Here is a 16,915-nt window from a genome sequence, read left to right as displayed (position 1 = left end):
ACACCGAGCACCCTCGGGTGCCTACATGGATCTCTTTGTAAGGACACAACATGCGAATCACTTTCCTGATTTCCAAGGCGGCCCAGCGTGGTCGCGCTTCGGCACTGTTGCTGTTGCCGCTGGGACTGGCTGCCGCCATGGCCCACGCACAACAGGCACCGGACGCTCCGGCGGCTCCCGCCATCGAGGAGGCTGTGCCAGCACTGATCGTGGCTGCAGCGGACGCGCAGACGCCCGCTGTCACTGCAACGGATGCTGTTCCTGCACCGGCTCCCGTCGCCGTGCCCGAGCCGGCGCCAGCTGTGGTTGCTGCACCTGCACCTGAACCTACGGCGGAGTCGTCCATGCCGCCCGCACCCGCATCGCAGCCGGCACCGGCGACGGGTGTCGCTCCGGAAGCCGTTGCCGCCGAACCCGCGATTGCATCAGCGTCCGGGGTAGTACCGACAGCACCTGCGCCCGACGTTGCCTCCGCCAGTGCTGCGCCAGCCCCTCCTGTCGCAACGGCCTCTGTAGCAGCCCCATCGCCGGCTCCCACGCAGGTGCCGGCCCCCGTAGTCGCCGCTGCACAGGCGCCCGGCACCGAACTCGCCCAGGCACCAGTCCCGCCGTCAGCCCCAGCCCCCGTTGCACCACCCATCATCCCGCTCGCACCAGGCCAGGCCGCCGAGCGCCAGCTCGGTGCGCGCTGCCCGGTCGATCTGGCCGGTCGGCTGGCACCGCAGGGCGATCTGATGATCGGCGCCTGCCAGGGCACGCTGCCGCCGCACCTGGCGGCGTTGTTGGTTGCATTGCCTGAGCAGGACATCCACCTGCCACGCAGCTGGCGCGAGCGTGAAGTACGCCAGAAGGCATGGTTCAAGGCCGTGGCCGGTATGGGCCAGCGTCCGGACTTCATCGCCCGCCTGGGCGACATCTGGGTGCGTTCGTTTGAAGGCGCCGATGCGTCCACGACCACCTACCTGGTCTCGGCGCCGTTCGACTGTGCCGACGGCGCGCTGCCAAACGAGAACACCGCAGAACCGGTCCGCCTTGCGGCCGGCGATTGCGGGCAGGCCTATGTCCGCCAGCGCGTGTACCAGGTTGGCAGCGATGGCGCGCCGCAGGACATCACTGCAACGGCAATGCCGGCGGCACCGTCGATCGCCGAGGCCGATCGTGCCCGTCATCGCGCCCGCGAAGGCAAGGTCAGCCTCGACCACAGCAAGTTGCAGTACGGGCCGGCCATGCGCTGGTTCGTGCAGTACCCGGAATCGCTGCAGAAGACTGGTCCGCACAGCTTCAGCGACTGGAACCGTGAGCACTTGGCCTTCGTGGTCTGGAACGGCACCCGCTTCGAGTTGCGCGATACCGTGACGCGCGCTCAGTGGCCGTGCGATCCCGTAGCGCCGGGTGACAAGGCCTGTGGCGGTTTCCCGGACTCCGGCCCGGATGCGTACGTGCTGGCAGGGCCAGCGGCGAACTCGGCGGTTTCCAGCCCCTGATCGACCGTAGAAAACAACGGGAGCCAGCAGTGCCGGCTCCCGTTTTCATTCCAGCAATCGTCAGGCGTGCAGGCTGCGCTGGGTCGTCTGGGCCTGTTCCAGCTGCTGCTCGCGCGCCAAGGCCTGGCTGGCAGCCTGCTGGTCGATACGCAGGCTGCTCTGCTCAAGCGGCGTGTTCATCGCAGGGGTGGTGTCGACCGACACGCGCAGATGGCCGGGGTCGCCGCCCTGGCCCTGCAGGGCGAAGCTGCGTGACGCGTCGGCACTCATCAGCACCTCGTCGATCCGCTGTCCGCCGGCGGCATGCATCTCCGCAGCCAGAGAGCCTGCCAGCTGCGCGCTCATGCCATCGGGCATGCGGCCGACGCGGGCGTCCTGTGCGTGTACGCCACGCAGGGCGTCGTTGAACAAGGGGTTGCCAGCGTGACCGGTGTCGTCGATGCGCAGCATGCCGAGGGGGCGCCCTTGCCGTTCCGCTTCGCGGCGTGCGGGTTCGCCCGGCTCCAGCGGACCGCGCAGATGGTCGAAGAGATCCTTCACTCCGCCCGGCAGGCCGCGCGTACCGGTGGTGACGCCACTGCGCAGCAGCTCCATCTTGTCCCGATATTCGTCGATCATCTTGACGTTGTCGCGCGCCAACGCCTGTGTCTCTGGCCTGCCCAGCACCGAGTCGTCGCCGAGGAAATTGACCAGCTTGTGCGAACCGAAGGAATTGGCGGCCGCGCCCAGTGCGCTGTCGGGAATCAGGATGCGCAGACGGCTGTTGCTGAAGCCCCAGTCGCCCAGCGTGTCGATCTCCCGGGGCGTGGCGTAAACACGCACCTGGCCGAAGTGCGGCGAGGCAGCGCTGACCGGGTCGGCAGCCATTACGTGGTTGACCACGCTGGTGCCGCCTTCGGGGATGCGGTAGCCAAGACTGGCCGCACCATAGGCGTTGAAGGTCTCGCCTTTCAGGTTGTAGTGGTGTGCGCTGATCTGGGCCAGCGCCCCGCCCAGCGAATGGCCGGTGACGGTCACCTCCGGCGCCTGGCCGAGGTCGCGCCCTTCCTTGGCAGCGTAGGCGAGGGCGCGTTGGGTCAGTGCAAGCGCGTCTGCGGCCTGCACGTTGTAGCGGGCGACCACCATGCCGCCATCGGCAAGCAAGCCATCGCGCGCGATCTGCTCGGTGCCGCGATGTGAGACCACGATCTCCTGCGTGTCCACGCGCTGGTAGATCGTGCCTTGATAGCCATTGAAGCGGTTGCTGACGTGCTCGAGTACTTTGTAGTCATGCCCGTTGAGGGGGACATGCTCTTCCTGCCCGGGGGCGCGGCGACCGACTTTCAGGTCACGGTAGGCATCGTTGGACAGCGCGGCGTAGTCCTGGCTGTCGAGGGTCACGGCTGCACCTCATCGGCCGTCAACGTGGCAGAGAACAGCGTGTCCTGCAGTTCCGGGCGGAAGCGGCTGGCGTCCTTCTGGCCGGTAGCGCCGTAGTCGGGCAGGTCCGCCACGCGCGGGTAATCGCCCTGCGGATAATGGCGCGTCTCGCTCTGACCCTTGACGAACGGATCGGCCTCGATGAAGGACAGGAAGCGGGTCTCGCCGTCGGCGCCGGTCGCCTTCAACATCGCACCGGCACCACTGAAAGCCCAATGGCAGACACCGCGGCCGTAGTAGTCCTCGTCGAGCATGCGGTCCAGGTAGACGGTGCCGCGGTACTCGTTGTCGGTGACCCTGCGCAGCGTCACCGGCTCCTGGCTGGTGATGCGTGCCGGAGCGCCGGTGGCCGGCTCGATGTAGCCGCACTGCGCTTCGTTGCTGACGTCGTACTGGGCAACGCCTTCGACCACGGCAAAGCTGCCCGGCGGGTTCTGCAGGCGCAGTACCAGCTCATAGGCCTTGCGCGGTGTAGGGTTGAGCTTGGCCAGGCCACGTCCTCCCTGGGCGACATCGGACTCGGCGGAAGCAAGTTCCTGGTTCATGGCGGTCTCCGGGCTGCAGGCAATCAGTAGAAGCAAGACAAGACACGGGAGGGACGTGCCGCGCACGGTCAGCCTCCGGTCGGGGGAGTGAACGCGTTCGCGAGGGGGCACGCAGCGGGCGACGCAGATGCGCGCCGCGCTGGCGAGGAAAGACGGGCAATCACGGCATGTCTCCTTTCCTTGGTGACCACGATCCCGGACCCGGGAGGGGTAGATTGCGCGATTCTCGCGGCAGAAAAGTGAAATAGTCGAAATTTTGACGCTATCAACGTGGATTGGATGCAGCGAACTGTGATTCGTATCCGGATTTCACATGGGTAGCGCGGACGTCAGGCGCTGACCGTTGCTTCCTCGATGCGGGGTGATCCGGGATGATCAAGTTACTCAATCCGTTCCGAAGACATGCCGACGATGCTTTCCATCCGCCCTGAACTGCCCGCAGACACTGCTGGAATCCACTCGCTGACCGAGGCGGCCTTCCGCAACGCGCCGCACAGCAGCCACACCGAACACCACATCGTCGATGCATTGCGTGAGCGTGGCGAGTTGAGCATCTCGCTGGTTGCGGAGGATGCCGGCCGACTGGTCGGTCATGTCGCGCTTTCCCCGGTCAGCGTGCAGGACGGCAGCCAGGGCTGGTTCGGGCTCGGGCCGATTTCGGTGCTGCCGGAACAGCAGGGACGGGGCGTGGGCACGGCATTGATGCAGGCCGCGATCGAGGCGATGCGCGCGCAGGGGGCGCGGGGCTGCGTGCTGTTGGGCGAGCCGGGCTATTACGGGCGCTTTGGTTTTCGTGCCGTGCCGGATCTGGTGCTGCCGGGCGTGCCGGCGGAGTACTTCCAGGCCCTGTGCCTGCAGCCGCCGATGGCGCAGGGCGAGGTGCGTTACTCGCCGGCGTTCGACGCGGTCGGTTGATCGGGGGACGGCCGGCGCTCCGGCGCCGGTCAGCCTTGATGGCGCAGGTGGATGAGGGGATATGGACGACCCTGCGAATCCACCGGCGAGCGGCCGGTTTCAGTGAAACCCATGCGCTGATAGAAGCCCACAGCCTGTGCATTCTGCGTATTGACGTCGGTGGTCAGTTGCGGGTGCCGGGCCACCGCATGCAGCAGCAACTGGCGGCCGATGCCGGTTCCGCGCACGTCGGGATCGATGAACAACGCTTCCATGTGCGAGCCGTCGATCAGCATGAAACCCTGCGGCCGGTCCTGGTCGTCAACTGCCACGACCAGCGGAGCCTGCGGCAGGAAGCCGGCGACTTCGGTGTCGATGGCCTGGCGGTCTTCGGCACTGAGGAAGTCATGGGTGGCGTCGACGGCCCGGCGCCAGAGGTCGACGAGAGCGTCGCCATCAGTGGCGCGGGAAGGGCGCAGGGTGGTCATGGGCATGTCCAAGGTGCTTCGCAAGTGCACACAAGTATAGCTGCCGCGAATGAAGGGAAAACGCCGTTTCGAGGTGGCCTGCGAGGCGCTGTCGACGTGGTTGCGGAGGCCTGCGCTACACTGCGGTCGCGCTGAACTGTTCGAATTCGAGAACCGCCATGACCGACACCCTGGGCGTGCCCGTGCACGACGCCGACGAGCACTGGATGCGTCACGCGTTGGCATTGGCCGAACGCGCACAGCGTGAGTTCGACGAGATCCCGGTCGGTGCGGTGCTGGTGGGGGCAGACGGTCAGCTGCTGGGCGAGGGCTGGAACCTCAACATTGCCTCGCACGATCCCAGCGCGCATGCCGAGATCGTGGCCATGCGCGAGGGGGGCCGGATGCTGGCCAATCACCGCCTGATCGGCAGCACCCTGTATGTCACCCTGGAGCCGTGCGCAATGTGCGCGATGGCGATAGTGCACGCCCGTGTGGCGCGCCTGGTCTACGGTGCCAGCGATCCCAAGACAGGCGCCTGTGGCAGCGTGTTCGATCTGGTCGGTGATGCCCGCCACAATCACCGGGTCGAGGTCCATGCCGGTGTGCTGGCCAAGGAGGCCAGCAACCGCCTCACCAATTATTTCCGGGCCAAGCGCGGCAAGCCCCCGCTGCTGCTGGAGGACCACGCTGGCGAGGGCTGAGTGGCGAAAGGGTATGATGGCCGCCACTTTCCTTTACCGGCCGGCCTCGTGCCTGCCCAGCAACGAGGCGACACGATGGCAGAGAACGGCGCGGCCAACGAGCGACTGATCTGGATCGACCTGGAAATGACCGGGTTGGATACCGACAACGATTCGATCATCGAGATCGCCACCGTGGTCACCGATGCCCAGCTCAACGTGCTGGCCGAGGGCCCGGAGTTCGCCATCCACCATCCGCTGGAAACACTGGAAGCGATGGACGAGTGGAACCGCAACCAGCATCGTCGTTCGGGCCTGTGGCAGCGTGTCATCGACAGCACCACGACGCTCGGCCAGGCCGAAGCGCAGACCGTGGCCTTCCTGGCGCAGTGGATTCCGGCCGGCGTGTCGCCGATGTCGGGCAACTCCATCTGCCAGGACCGCCGCTTCCTGCACCGGCAGATGCCGCGGCTTGAGAAGTACTTCCACTATCGAAACCTGGACGTGTCCACGGTGAAGGAACTGGCCAAGCGCTGGGCGCCGACCGTGGCCGCTGGCGTAGGCAAGAACAGCAACCACACCGCGCTGAGCGATGTGCACGATTCGATCAACGAACTGCGCCACTACCGCCAGTTCATGGGCGCACTGTCTGGCCTGCCGACCCCTTGATGGGTAGTGCCGGCCGCTGGCCGGCAGCCGCCTGATGCTCACCGGCGGCACAGGGGTGCCAGCCAGCGGCCGGCACTACGCTCCGTTCAACTCCACGGCGCTAAGATCGGCCCATGAACGAGCCCATCCTGCTGCCCCGTGATATCGCCCACGACGCCGGCGACTGGTCTGACCTGCAGCGGGCGGTAGCGCTGCTGGAGGCACCCACGATCACCGCACGCATGGCCAACCTGGTCGGGACGCCGCTGGAGTTCGCGGTGAAGGCGCTTCCGACGTCGGTGTCCAACCGCATCCACGGCGCGGTGCAGGCGGCGTTGTCCAAATCCGTGCAGGCCGCGCTGTGGAGCATGGACAACACGCCTGGCAAGGGCGCCTCGACACGCTGGCACAAGCTGGCGGCGGCGACGTCCGGCGCGGTTGGTGGTGCATTCGGCTTTGCCGCGCTGTTCATCGAGTTGCCGGTGTCGACCACGATCATGATGCGCGCGGTGGCCGATGTGGCCCGCAGCGAAGGCTTTGATCTATCGCAGTTCAGCACCCGCCAGGCCTGCCTGGAGGTGTTCGCGCTGGGAGGAAATTCGCCGCGTGACGACGCCAGCGAGACCGGCTACTACCTGGCCCGTGGCTTTACCACCGATGTGATGCGCCACCTGTCGGCCGAACTGGCCGGGCGCGTGGTGACGGGGCGTGACCTGACCCTGGGCGTGGCGCCCAAGGAAGCCGGCAAGCTGTTGGCCAAGCTGGTGGAAAAGGTCGCCGCCCGCTTCGGTGTGGTGATCACCGAGAAGTTTGCCGCGCAGGCGGTGCCGATCGTCGGTGCGGCAGCCGGCGCGACGCTCAATACCATGTTCACCGACTACTACCAGGACATGGCCCGCGGCCATTTCATCGTGCGCCGGCTGGAGCTGAAATACGGCGAGGAGGTCGTGCGCACCTGCTATGACCGCATCGCGCACGGTGGGGCGTTGATCGAGCCGACGTTGTAATCCACGCCATGCGTGGATGCGGCATCGTTGCCCCGCAGGCACAACTGTTTTGCACAAACGCGCCTGTTGCGCGCGCAGCGCCATCCCCATCCTTGCCGGCAATCCCCCGCAAGAGAATGCCGCCATGTTGTTCACCCCCCACCGCCTGGGCACGCTGACGCTGCCCAACCGCATCGTGATGCCGCCGATGACCCGCTCGCGCGCGGCTGCCGGCAATGTCGCCACCACACAGATGGCCGAGTACTACGCCCAGCGTGCCGGTGCCGGCCTGATTGTCAGCGAAGGCACCCAGATCAGCCCGCAGGGCCAGGGCTATGCCTGGACCCCGGGCATCCACAGCGAAGCGCAGGTGCAGGGCTGGCGCAGGGTCACCGATGCCGTGCATGTGGCCGGTGGTCGCATCTATGCCCAGCTCTGGCATGTAGGCCGTGTCTCCCATGTCGCCCTGCAGCCGGACGGCGTGGCGCCGGTCTCTTCCTCGGCCCTGCTGGCCGAAGGGGTGAAGGTCTTTGTCGACCCCACCGGTGCCGGTCCGGAATCCGGCGTGGGCGAGATGATCCAGCACTCGATGCCGCGCGCGCTGGGTGAGGACGAGATTCCGGGCATCGTGGCCGACTATGCGCAGGCGACCCGCAATGCACTGGCCGCTGGCTTTGACGGCGTTGAGCTGCACGGCGCCAACGGTTATCTGATCAACCAGTTCATCGACTCGCAGGCCAATCTGCGTACCGATGGTTACGGCGGCGCGCTGCAGAATCGGCTGCGCTTCCTGCGCGAGGTGGTGCAGGCGGTGGTCGATGTCGCAGGCGGCGAGCGTGTCGGCGTGCGTCTGGCGCCGTTGACCACGCTGCAGGGTGCGGTGGACGACACACCGCAGGCGACCTATCTGGCTGCCGCGCACCTGCTGGGCGAGCTGGGCGTGGGCTACCTGCACATCGCTGAGGCCGACTGGGAGGATGCGCCGTTGATGCCGGTGGCGTTCAAGCAGGCGCTGCGGCTGATCTATCCGGGCACGCTGATCTACGCCGGCAAGTACACCGCCGAGCGTGCCGGGCAGGCGCTGGCGGAAGGCTGGGCCGACCTGATCGGCTTTGGCCGGCCGTTCATCGCCAACCCGGATCTGCCCGAGCGACTGCGCACCGGCGCGGTGTTGAATTCGCCGGATCGCGCGACGTACTTCGGTGGCGGTGCAGTGGGGTTCATCGATTATCCGGTGCTGGAGGAGGCCGTGGAGGCCTGATTCCGCTTCCGCCGGGCATGGCCCGGCGCTACCTTGCCAGCTTCGGTAGCGCCGGGCCATGCCCGGCGGGCGGAGGGGTCAGGGCTTGTCGCGCACCAGCGCGTCGGCTTCAACCACGCCGCCATCCTTGCCATGCAGGTACAGGTGCATGTCCTGCTGCGGATACGGGATGTTGATGCCTGCCTTGTCGTAGCCCAGCTTGATCTGCTCCAGCAGGGTGACCTTGGTGCCGAAATGATCGGCCGACTTTACGTAGCAGCGGATGCCCAGGTTGATCGCGTGCGCCCCCAGCTCGTACACCACCACGTCCGGTGCGGGCGTCTGCAGCACGCGCGGGTCGGCCTTCATCAGCGTCAGTGCGGTATCGCGGGCCAGCTGGATGTTGTCTTCGTAACCGATGCCCACCACCAGTTCGACGCGACGGGTAGGCTCTGCCGTAAGGTTGATGATCGGGGCAGCAGTGATCAACGTGTTGGGAATGGTGGTGTGCTGGTTGTCGGCACCGGTGATCACGGTCTGGAAAATACGTACTTCGCGCACCGTGCCGGTCTGCCCGGCGATGGTCACCACGTCGCCCACCCGGAACGGGCGCAGGGTCACCAGCATCACGCCCGAGGCGATGTTCGACAGCGAATCCTTCAGTGCCAGGCCAACGGCCAGACCGGCGGTGCCGAGCACGGCCAGCAGCGGAGTGATCCTTACGCCGAGCGTATCGATGGCCAGCAGCACTACGATCACCAGCGAGGTGGCGTACACCACGTTGCGCAGGAAGTTGCCCAGCATCGGGTCCATGCCCATGCGGGTGGTCGCGCGCGGCATCGCATTGGACAGTCGGCGTGCGACCCACATCCCGACCAGGAACACGACGATGGCAGCGAGCAACGGCACGCCGTAGGTTTCCAGCAGGCGCTCCCAGTCGAGCGAATGGAACCAGGACGTCGTGGCGGGCGAGGGTGGGGCAGCGGCGATCATGCGGACTCCTTTGCGACGGGAACATGTGCGACAGGAACATGGCGTGCGCGGACGCCAGAAACAGCAAGCCCCGCGAAGGCGGGGCTTGCGTGCAGCTTCAGTATGGGCCGACGTCGATGAAAGCGACGTCAGCCATCAAGCGTCAACAGCTCAACCCTTGGCCTTCAACTTGGCCAGGCGCAGCCAGGTATCGACCACGGTGTCCGGGTTCAGCGACACCGACTCGATGCCTTCCTGCATCAGCCACTCGGCCAGATCCGGATGATCGGACGGGCCCTGGCCGCAGATGCCGACGTACTTGCCCTTGGCACGTGCCGACTTGATCGCCATCGACAGCAGCTTCTTCACCGCCGGGTTCCGCTCATCGAACAGGTGCGCGACGATCGACGAGTCGCGATCCAGGCCCAGGGTCAGCTGGGTCAGGTCGTTGGAGCCGATCGAGAAGCCGTCGAAGATTTCCAGGAACTCATCGGCGAGCAGTGCGTTGGACGGCACTTCGCACATCATGATGATCTTCAGGCCGTTCTCGCCCTGCTTCAGGCCATTCTGTTCGAGCACCTCGACGACCTTGCGGCCTTCTTCCAGGGTGCGCACGAACGGGATCATGACCCACAGGTTGTCCAGGCCCATCTCGTTGCGCACGCGCAGCACGGCCTTGCACTCCAGTGCGAAGGCAGCCGAGAAGCTCGGGTCGACGTAACGGCTGGCGCCGCGGAAGCCGATCATCGGGTTCTCTTCGTGCGGCTCGTAGCCGCTGCCGCCGATCAGGTTGGCGTACTCGTTGGACTTGAAGTCCGACAGGCGCACGATCACCGGGTTCGGCGCGACCGAGGCAGTCAGGGTGGCGATGCCTTCGGCCAGACGGTCCACGTAGAAGCCGACCGGGTCGGAATAACCGGCGATCTTCTCGTCGATCTTCTTCTTGGTCGCAGCGTCCTGGCGGTCGTATTCCAGCAGCGCGTTGGGGTGGATGCCGATGTGGCTGGCGATGATCATTTCCAGGCGAGCCAGGCCGATGCCGGCGTTCGGCAGCTGGCCGAAATCGAAGGCACGTTCCGGGTTGGCCACGTTCATCATGATCTTCAACGGTGCCGGCGGCATGTTGCCCAGATCGGTGGTGGTGCGCTCGAAACCGAGCTTGCCTTCGTAGATGAAGCCGGTATCGCCTTCAGCGCAGCTGACGGTGACCAGCTGGCCATCTTCAATGACCTTGGTCGCGTTGCCCGAGCCGACCACGGCCGGCACGCCCAGCTCGCGGGCGATGATCGCGGCGTGGCAGGTACGGCCACCGCGGTTGGTGACGATCGCCGACGCGCGCTTCATCACCGGCTCCCAATCGGGATCGGTCATGTCGGCGATCAGCACGTCGCCCGGCTGCACGCGGTTCATGTCTTCCAGCGTCTTCACCACACGGGCCACGCCGGCACCGATCTTGGCGCCGACGGCGCGGCCTTCGGCGAGGACGTTGCCGCCCTTTTCGGTCAGCGCGAAACGCTCGATCTGGGTGGCGTGGCTGCGCGACTTCACGGTTTCCGGGCGCGCCTGCACGATGAACAGCTTGCCGCTGACCCCGTCCTTGGCCCACTCGATGTCCATCGGGCGGCCGTAGTGCTTTTCGATGGTCAGTGCCTGGCGCGACAGTTCGGCCACGTCTTCATCGTTGATCGAGAAGGTGGTGCGCAGTTCGGCCGGGGTGTCCTCGATCCTGACGCGCTCGCCGGGGACATCCGAATACACCATGCGGATCGCCTTGCTGCCGAGCGAACGACGCAGGATCGCCGGCTTGCCGGCCTGCAGGGTGGGCTTGTAGACGTAGAACTCGTCGGGGTTGACCGCGCCCTGCACGACCATTTCGCCCAGGCCGAACGAGGAGGTGACGAACACCACGTCGCGGAAGCCGGATTCGGTGTCCAGGGTGAACAGCACGCCGGACGAACCCACGCCCGAACGCACCATCAGCTGCACGCCCGCCGACAGGAACACGTCTTCGTGCTTGAAGCCGTGGTGCACGCGGTAGGCGATGGCACGGTCGTTGTACAGCGAGGCGAACACTTCCTTGACCTTGTGCACGACATCGTCGGCACCGGTGACGTTGAGGAAGGTCTCCTGCTGACCGGCGAAGGAGGCATCGGGCAGATCTTCGGCGGTGGCCGAAGAACGCACGGCTACAGCCACGTCGCCGCCACCGTTGTCGGCGCTCAGCTTGGCGTAGGCGCTGCGGATGTCCTGGTCCAGCTGCGGGTGCAGCGGCGCATCGATCACCCAGCTACGGATTTCCTTGCCGGCCGCGGTCAGCGCGGTGACGTCCTCGACGTCCAGCGTGGCGAGTTTGTCGAAGATGCGCTTGGACAGGTCGTTGTGCGCGATGAAGTCCTTGAAGGCTTCAGACGTGGTCGCATAACCTCCAGGAACGGAGACGCCCAGACCGGCAAGGTTGCCGATCATCTCGCCCAGCGAGGAATTCTTGCCGCCTACGCGGGCCAGGTCGGCCAGACGCAGTTCGTGCAACCACAGGATGTTCTCGTTCAAGCGCGATGCTCCGTTTGGCCATCGCCCGAGGCGGGCTTGGATGGCCGCGTCCGTAGGAAGAAGCCGATATGATGCCGGGCAGACCACCGTCGGCACAAGCTTGTGTTGACGGCCCTTTTAGGCTTCGTAGGGGGTAAATGCGCGCATGTCGACCATCCGTCCGGTGTTCTACGTTTCCGATGGAACCGGTATCACCGCTGAAACCATTGGGCATAGCCTGCTGACCCAGTTCTCCGGGTTCAGCTTCATTACCGACCGGATGTCATTTGTCGATGACCCCGAAAAAGCCCGGGAAGCCTGTGCCCGGATCCAGGCGGCGGGGGAGCGGTACCAGGTCCGGCCGATCGTGGTGAACTCCTGCGTGGACCAGAGCCTGAGCGTGATCCTGTCCGAAAGCGGGGCGCTGATGCTGGATGTGTTCGCCCCGTTCATCGAGCCGCTGGAGCGCGAACTGTCCAGCTCCCGGCTGAACCGGGTCGGCCAGGCCCACGGCATGGTCGACTTCGACACCTACCACCGGCGCATCAACGCGATGAACTTCGCGCTGACCCATGACGATGGCATCGCGGTGAATTACGACGACGCCGACGTGATCCTGGTGGCGGTGTCGCGGGCGGGCAAGACGCCCACCTGCATCTACTTGGCCCTGCACTACGGGGTGCGCGCGGCCAACTACCCGTTGACCGACGAGGATCTGGAGAGCGACCGCCTGCCGCCACGACTGCGCAACTACCGACGCAAGCTGTTCGGCCTGACCATCGACCCGGACCGCCTGCAGCAGATCCGCCAGGAGCGCCGGCCCAATTCGCGCTACGCCAACCTGGACACCTGCAAACGCGAGGTCGCTGCGGCGGAGGTCATGTTCCAGATGGAACGCATCCCGACCCTCAGCACCACCCACACCTCGATCGAGGAGATCTCCAGCAAGGTGCTGGGCACGCTGGGGCTGCAGCGCGAGCTGTATTGATCTTTTCCCTCGCGCCGCGCTGCCGGCCAGCGGCCGGCACTACCAATGGGCGCTTCAACTGCGCCCTGTAGAGCCGAGCCCACGCTCGGCTGGGCCACCGGGTTCTGGCCGAAGAGCAGCCGAGCATGGGCTCGGCTCTACAGGGGTGATCGCCGTTGGCGGCTTGGCTGCGGGTTGAACCGTCCCCACGTTGAAGGGCCAACGTGTAGGATCAACCCATGGCCCGAGCATTGCCCCGTACCGAGCGCATTCCCCGCCTGAGCCGGCTGAGCTGGCTGATGGGGCTGTATGCAGAGAACTACCGCCACCTGGTGCGTCTGTTCGCTCCGGCCGAACTGGTGGCGGGAAGCTACGTCTCTTCGGTAGGTGACGGCCTGGACGTGCGTCTGGATGTGATCGAGTGCCACCGCTACACGGTGGAACTGCGCCTGACCTATGACCTGGCCGACCCGGTGACCGGTGAACCGGACCCATCAGCCTTCGTCCGCCTGTACCGGGACGCGCGCCAGGCCGAGACCACTCACTGCTACGTCGGCCGCCGCTGGCAGGACACGATGGGCCTGTACCCGCCGCCGGCCGAGCTGATCAGCCATCGCATGCGGATGAACACCTTCCTCGGCAAATGGCTGGAATACCTGGCCGAACGCGGCCATGGCGTGGCCACCCTGCACCGTGACCCTGACGGCAACGCTGTGGGTGAGGGCGAACGTCGCCTGTCGCTGGTGCGTTGATCGGCCATAATCCACGGCTGACCCACCGCCGGACCCGGACATGCCGTATACCCCGATCGTCGCCACCCTGGGCTATGTGCTCTCGCCCGATCGTCGCCAGGTGCTGATGATCCATCGCAATACCCGGCCAGGCGACCACCATCTTGGCAAGTACAACGGCCTGGGCGGCAAGGTCGAGCCGACCGAGGACGTGGCCGCGGGCATGCGCCGTGAAATCGCTGAGGAGGCCGGCATCGACTGCACGGCCATGCGCCTGCGCGGCACCATCAGCTGGCCGGGTTTCGGCAAGCAGGGCGAGGACTGGTTCGGTTTCGTGTTCGTCATCGACAGCTTCGAGGGTGCCCCGCACGGCGGCAACCACGAAGGCACCCTGGAGTGGGTGGACGTGGACAAGCTCGACCAGCTGCCGATGTGGGAGGGCGACCGCAACTTCCTGCCGCTGGTGTTCGATGCCGATCCGCGCCCGTTCCACGGGGTGATGCCTTACCGGGATGGACGCATGCAAAGCTGGTCCTTCAGCCGTCTTTGACGCGGTGAGCGGATCAGATTGAAGTCTGGTCCTGATCGCTTGATTGAGCACCGGCCTTGCCCGGCATGCTCGTGGATGTGATGGTTGATTAATACCCGGGCAATATTTGACGTCATTAAATTACCCGGGTAATATTTGCGCATCCTCACTGATGCCATTGTCATGCCAGCATCCCGACTCGCCCCTTTCAGCTGTTTCGACGGCCATCGCCTGGTCGTCTCTGGTACGCCGGAAGGGGCCGCACTGGCACTCAAGCAGTTGCGCGCGGCCAACGCGTCCGGTCCACTGCTGGTATTCGACAACGCCACCGGCCGTACCCACGATTTCGATACCCGTGGCAGTGATGCGCAACTGCTGGTGCGTATTGCCAAGGCGTTTCCAGCGGCCGTCGAAGCGGACGACGGCCCCCTGGTCGATGACGCGTCCGTCGTCCCGCGTGGCCGCGGACGGCCCAAGTTGGGTGTGATCGCCCGCGAGGTGACTCTGCTGCCTCGTCACTGGGCATGGCTGGCCGAACAGCCGGGCGGTGCCTCGGTGGTGCTGCGCCGGCTGGTGGAAGCGGCCAGCCGCGCCGGTGCGGACAAGGACCGCACGCGCCGCTACACCGAGCGCGCCTATCACTTCCTGCAGGCCATCGCCGGTGACCTGCCGGGCTTCGAAGAGGTCATCCGCGTGCTGTTCGCGCATGATCGCGCCGGGCTTGAGGCAGCGCTGCAGTCCTGGCCAGCGGATGTGCGCAGCCACGCCCTGTGCCTTGCCTTCGATGACGCTGCGGACGGCGACGACTGAATCAGCGCGCGGCGCGTGATTCAGTCGTCCTGATCGCGGGCTGCGCCCCATCCCCTGTGTGCTTCCTTTGCTGGCGAAGATGCCGGGCAGGGCGGCGCCTTGCCCATGGAATCCCATGAACTCTGCTTCCAACCCGATGTCCCCGGCGATGACGCCACCGCTGTGGCGCAGCTACCTGGCCCTGCTGTTGCCGATGCTGCTGACCAATGCGTTGCAGCTGGCCGCAGGCACGCTCGACAACATCTACCTTGGCCATCTGCTGGGCACGCAGGCGGTAGCCGCCGCCGCGTTCTTCCCCGTCTTCTTCCTGTTGCTGGCATTGGTGATGGGCCTGGCGACCGGGGCCATGGTGCTGATCGGACAGGCGTGGGGTAGTGGCCGGCCGCAACAGGCGCAGGCTGTCGCTGGCAGCGCGGTGGCCCTGGTGCTGATGTTGTCGGCGCTGGTGATGGCGGTGGGTGGCATCTTCGCGCCGCAACTGCTGGTGGCACTGGGAACACCAGCGCCGATCCTGGCCGAGGCCATCGTCTATGCGCGCATCGTGTTGCTGGGTGCGCCGGTGTTTTTCCTGCTGTGGCTGGCCACCGCCGTCAGTCGGGCAGTGGGAGATGCGAAGACGCCGCTGCATGCCCTGTTGCTGGCTACCGTGGTCGGCCTGTTGTGCACGCCGCTGTTGATCCTGGGCTGGGCCGGCCTGCCGAAGCTGGGGGCCGCCAGTGCGGCCTTGTCGGCAGTGTTCGCCTCAGCACTGGCGCTGGGCTGGTTGCTGTGGCGCTGGCATTGCGTCGGTCATCCGCTCGCTCCAGGCCGGGAGCTGCTCGGTGCCATTCGTTTCGATGGGGCGCTGGTTCGTTCGATGCTGCGCATTGGTGCGCCATCTTCCCTGCAGATGCTCAGTCTTGCCATTGCCGAGATCGTGCTGCTGGGCTGGATCAACAACCATGGCTACCAAGCGACCGCCGCGTATGGTGCGGTCAACCAGTTGATGAGCTGGGTGCAGCTGCCGGCCATGTCGCTCGGCATCACCGCCACCATCCTCGCCGCCCACGCGATGGGCGCGGGTCGGGCGACGCGGCTGCCGGAGATCGCCCGCACCGGTGTGCTGCTGGGCCTGGGTCTGTTGACGCTTGTGGTGGCTCTGGCAGTCGGGTTGGCGCCGTGGCTGGCTGGGCTGATCCTGGATGCGCCGACGGTGCGGGAACTGGCGGTCCAGCAGTTGCGCACGGTTGTGTGGGGCGTGCTGGCGATGGGAATCAGCGCGGTGCTGGTCGGGGTGATGCGCGGCAGCGGCTTCGTGCTGCTGCCGGCGCTGGCGGGAGCAGCCGCTGTCCTGCTGCTGGAGCTGCCGTTGGCGATGTGGCTGCAGGCGCGGCATGGCTTGGCTGGGCTATGGTGGGCCTGGCCGCTGGGGTTGCTGGCGATGCTGTTGCTGCAGCTGCTTTGTTTCTTCGGCTGGAGGCGCCGGCTTGCTGTTCGAGCCTGAGCCAGAGCCAGAGCACATGCGGAGCAGGGTGGGGACTGTGACGTTCCTGCATTCCGCTATCGCCCAAGCGTCAGCAGAGCAGTCTTTTGCAGTTCAAGTGGCCGGCATTACCGGCGGCGCGCCAGCAGCAGGTGGAAGTGCTTTTCCCGCTGCTGGCCGTCATTGCCGGCTGTGCATTCGCGATGTGAGCGCCATGCCGTGACGCTGAAGCCGGACACCCGCAGCGCCAGCTCCACGGCATCCAGCTCATGCAGTTCGAAGTCGGCGGCGAAGGGCAGGCTGCGCATGAATCCAGCATCGCCGAAGGCAAGGCATAGCCGGCCGCCGCGATGCAGCACCCGCGCCAGTTCATCCAGCACGGGCGCCAGGTTCGGCCAGAAGTACAGGGTGTTGACCGCCAGCGCGGCATCGACGCAGGCATCCGCCAAGGGCAGGGCATGGGCATCGCCCTCGCGCAGCGCAGCACGCCCGGCAAGGCCGCTGGCGGCAAGATGCTGGTTGCCGGCGTCGACCATAGCACGGGACAGC

Annotated in this window: 17 protein-coding genes; 11 read left to right on the top strand and 6 right to left on the bottom strand. The window is 66.1% G+C overall.

Going from position 1 to position 16,915, the window contains the following annotated elements; all coding sequences use genetic code 11:
• Positions 1-542: 542 nt before the first annotated feature.
• On the top strand, positions 543-1,484 hold the full coding sequence (locus DBR20_RS12695; protein WP_258223344.1) for a hypothetical protein: 942 nt from the start codon (positions 543-545) through the stop codon (positions 1,482-1,484).
• A 60-nt stretch (positions 1,485-1,544) separates the two neighbouring features.
• Here the strand turns inward: DBR20_RS12695 and DBR20_RS12690 are convergent, their stop codons facing one another.
• The gene (locus tag DBR20_RS12690) at positions 1,545-2,864 is read right to left on the bottom strand and encodes an XVIPCD domain-containing protein (RefSeq protein WP_108266416.1); all 1,320 of its coding nucleotides are present in this window, start codon (positions 2,862-2,864) and stop codon (positions 1,545-1,547) included.
• Entirely contained in the window at positions 2,861-3,448 is a 588-nt protein-coding gene (locus DBR20_RS12685; protein WP_258223343.1) for a hypothetical protein, read from the bottom strand. The genes DBR20_RS12690 and DBR20_RS12685 overlap by 4 nt, the downstream gene beginning before the upstream one ends.
• A 411-nt stretch (positions 3,449-3,859) precedes the next feature.
• Between DBR20_RS12685 and DBR20_RS12680 the strand changes: the two genes are divergently transcribed.
• Positions 3,860-4,363: an N-acetyltransferase gene (locus DBR20_RS12680; protein ID WP_108266421.1), complete on the top strand. Its 504-nt coding sequence runs from the start codon at positions 3,860-3,862 to the stop codon at positions 4,361-4,363.
• Positions 4,364-4,392: 29 nt separating this feature from the next.
• Here the strand turns inward: DBR20_RS12680 and DBR20_RS12675 are convergent, their stop codons facing one another.
• Positions 4,393-4,830, bottom strand: coding sequence for an acetyltransferase (locus DBR20_RS12675; RefSeq protein WP_108266420.1), 438 nt, complete (start codon positions 4,828-4,830; stop codon positions 4,393-4,395).
• A 158-nt stretch (positions 4,831-4,988) separates the two neighbouring features.
• Between DBR20_RS12675 and tadA the strand changes: the two genes are divergently transcribed.
• The 4 genes from tadA to DBR20_RS12655 all read left to right on the top strand — a co-directional run bounded on the left by tadA (position 4,989) and on the right by DBR20_RS12655 (position 8,387).
• Positions 4,989-5,513 carry a tRNA adenosine(34) deaminase TadA gene (gene tadA / locus DBR20_RS12670; protein WP_108266414.1) on the top strand — a complete coding sequence of 175 codons (525 nt, stop codon included), beginning with the start codon at positions 4,989-4,991 and terminating at the stop codon, positions 5,511-5,513.
• A gap of 75 nt (positions 5,514-5,588) precedes the next feature.
• Positions 5,589-6,161, top strand: a complete 573-nt coding sequence (gene orn, locus DBR20_RS12665) for an oligoribonuclease (RefSeq protein ID WP_100460358.1) — start codon at positions 5,589-5,591, stop codon at positions 6,159-6,161.
• A 113-nt stretch (positions 6,162-6,274) separates the two neighbouring features.
• On the top strand, positions 6,275-7,147 hold the full coding sequence (locus DBR20_RS12660) for an EcsC family protein (RefSeq protein WP_108266413.1): 873 nt from the start codon (positions 6,275-6,277) through the stop codon (positions 7,145-7,147).
• A 124-nt stretch (positions 7,148-7,271) separates the two neighbouring features.
• Positions 7,272-8,387, top strand: coding sequence for an alkene reductase (locus DBR20_RS12655; protein WP_108266412.1), 1,116 nt, complete (start codon positions 7,272-7,274; stop codon positions 8,385-8,387).
• A gap of 78 nt (positions 8,388-8,465) precedes the next feature.
• On the opposite strand, the gene DBR20_RS12650 is transcribed toward DBR20_RS12655, so the two are convergent.
• Together DBR20_RS12650 and ppsA are read right to left on the bottom strand one after the other, a co-directional pair.
• A complete protein-coding gene (locus DBR20_RS12650; protein WP_108266411.1) occupies positions 8,466-9,359 on the bottom strand; it encodes a mechanosensitive ion channel domain-containing protein in 894 nt (297 codons plus the stop codon).
• Positions 9,360-9,509: 150 nt separating this feature from the next.
• Positions 9,510-11,888: a phosphoenolpyruvate synthase gene (gene ppsA, locus DBR20_RS12645; protein WP_108266410.1), complete on the bottom strand. Its 2,379-nt coding sequence runs from the start codon at positions 11,886-11,888 to the stop codon at positions 9,510-9,512.
• 145 nt (positions 11,889-12,033) lie between these two features.
• Between ppsA and DBR20_RS12640 the strand changes: the two genes are divergently transcribed.
• The 5 genes from DBR20_RS12640 to DBR20_RS12620 all read left to right on the top strand — a co-directional run bounded on the left by DBR20_RS12640 (position 12,034) and on the right by DBR20_RS12620 (position 16,387).
• Positions 12,034-12,855, top strand: a complete 822-nt coding sequence (locus DBR20_RS12640) for a pyruvate, water dikinase regulatory protein (protein ID WP_089236004.1) — start codon at positions 12,034-12,036, stop codon at positions 12,853-12,855.
• 218 nt (positions 12,856-13,073) lie between these two features.
• Entirely contained in the window at positions 13,074-13,586 is a 513-nt protein-coding gene (locus DBR20_RS12635) for a DUF1249 domain-containing protein (RefSeq protein WP_108266409.1), read from the top strand.
• A 40-nt stretch (positions 13,587-13,626) separates the two neighbouring features.
• Positions 13,627-14,115 carry an 8-oxo-dGTP diphosphatase gene (locus tag DBR20_RS12630; protein WP_108266408.1) on the top strand — a complete coding sequence of 163 codons (489 nt, stop codon included), beginning with the start codon at positions 13,627-13,629 and terminating at the stop codon, positions 14,113-14,115.
• A gap of 162 nt (positions 14,116-14,277) precedes the next feature.
• Positions 14,278-14,904, top strand: a complete 627-nt coding sequence (locus tag DBR20_RS12625) for a DUF2239 family protein (protein ID WP_108266407.1) — start codon at positions 14,278-14,280, stop codon at positions 14,902-14,904.
• 115 nt (positions 14,905-15,019) lie between these two features.
• Positions 15,020-16,387, top strand: a complete 1,368-nt coding sequence (locus DBR20_RS12620; protein WP_108266406.1) for an MATE family efflux transporter — start codon at positions 15,020-15,022, stop codon at positions 16,385-16,387.
• Positions 16,388-16,494: 107 nt separating this feature from the next.
• Here the strand turns inward: DBR20_RS12620 and DBR20_RS12615 are convergent.
• Positions 16,495-16,915: class I SAM-dependent methyltransferase (locus DBR20_RS12615; protein WP_258223342.1), on the bottom strand; the 421-nt coding region annotated here is incomplete at its 5' end.

Source organism: Stenotrophomonas sp. HMWF023 (assembly GCF_003060985.1).
In the GTDB taxonomy this organism is placed as follows: Bacteria; Pseudomonadota; Gammaproteobacteria; order Xanthomonadales; family Xanthomonadaceae; genus Stenotrophomonas; species Stenotrophomonas lactitubi.
Note: the sequence above shows the minus strand (reverse complement) of the source record. Positions and strands in the feature narration are given on the sequence as shown.

What these genes read in the sequence shown, in the direction of transcription:
- DBR20_RS12685 (WP_258223343.1), bottom strand. Translation starts at nt 3,448, where the DNA reads ATGAACCAGGAACTTGCTTCCGCCGAGTCCGATGTCGCCCAGGGAGGA.
- DBR20_RS12680 (WP_108266421.1), top strand. Translation starts at nt 3,860, where the DNA reads ATGCTTTCCATCCGCCCTGAACTGCCCGCAGACACTGCTGGAATCCAC.
- DBR20_RS12675 (WP_108266420.1), bottom strand. Translation starts at nt 4,830, where the DNA reads ATGACCACCCTGCGCCCTTCCCGCGCCACTGATGGCGACGCTCTCGTC.
- tadA (WP_108266414.1), top strand. Translation starts at nt 4,989, where the DNA reads ATGACCGACACCCTGGGCGTGCCCGTGCACGACGCCGACGAGCACTGG.
- orn (WP_100460358.1), top strand. Translation starts at nt 5,589, where the DNA reads ATGGCAGAGAACGGCGCGGCCAACGAGCGACTGATCTGGATCGACCTG.
- DBR20_RS12660 (WP_108266413.1), top strand. Translation starts at nt 6,275, where the DNA reads ATGAACGAGCCCATCCTGCTGCCCCGTGATATCGCCCACGACGCCGGC.
- DBR20_RS12655 (WP_108266412.1), top strand. Translation starts at nt 7,272, where the DNA reads ATGTTGTTCACCCCCCACCGCCTGGGCACGCTGACGCTGCCCAACCGC.
- DBR20_RS12650 (WP_108266411.1), bottom strand. Translation starts at nt 9,359, where the DNA reads ATGATCGCCGCTGCCCCACCCTCGCCCGCCACGACGTCCTGGTTCCAT.
- DBR20_RS12640 (WP_089236004.1), top strand. Translation starts at nt 12,034, where the DNA reads ATGTCGACCATCCGTCCGGTGTTCTACGTTTCCGATGGAACCGGTATC.
- DBR20_RS12635 (WP_108266409.1), top strand. Translation starts at nt 13,074, where the DNA reads ATGGCCCGAGCATTGCCCCGTACCGAGCGCATTCCCCGCCTGAGCCGG.
- DBR20_RS12630 (WP_108266408.1), top strand. Translation starts at nt 13,627, where the DNA reads ATGCCGTATACCCCGATCGTCGCCACCCTGGGCTATGTGCTCTCGCCC.
- DBR20_RS12625 (WP_108266407.1), top strand. Translation starts at nt 14,278, where the DNA reads ATGCCAGCATCCCGACTCGCCCCTTTCAGCTGTTTCGACGGCCATCGC.
- DBR20_RS12620 (WP_108266406.1), top strand. Translation starts at nt 15,020, where the DNA reads ATGAACTCTGCTTCCAACCCGATGTCCCCGGCGATGACGCCACCGCTG.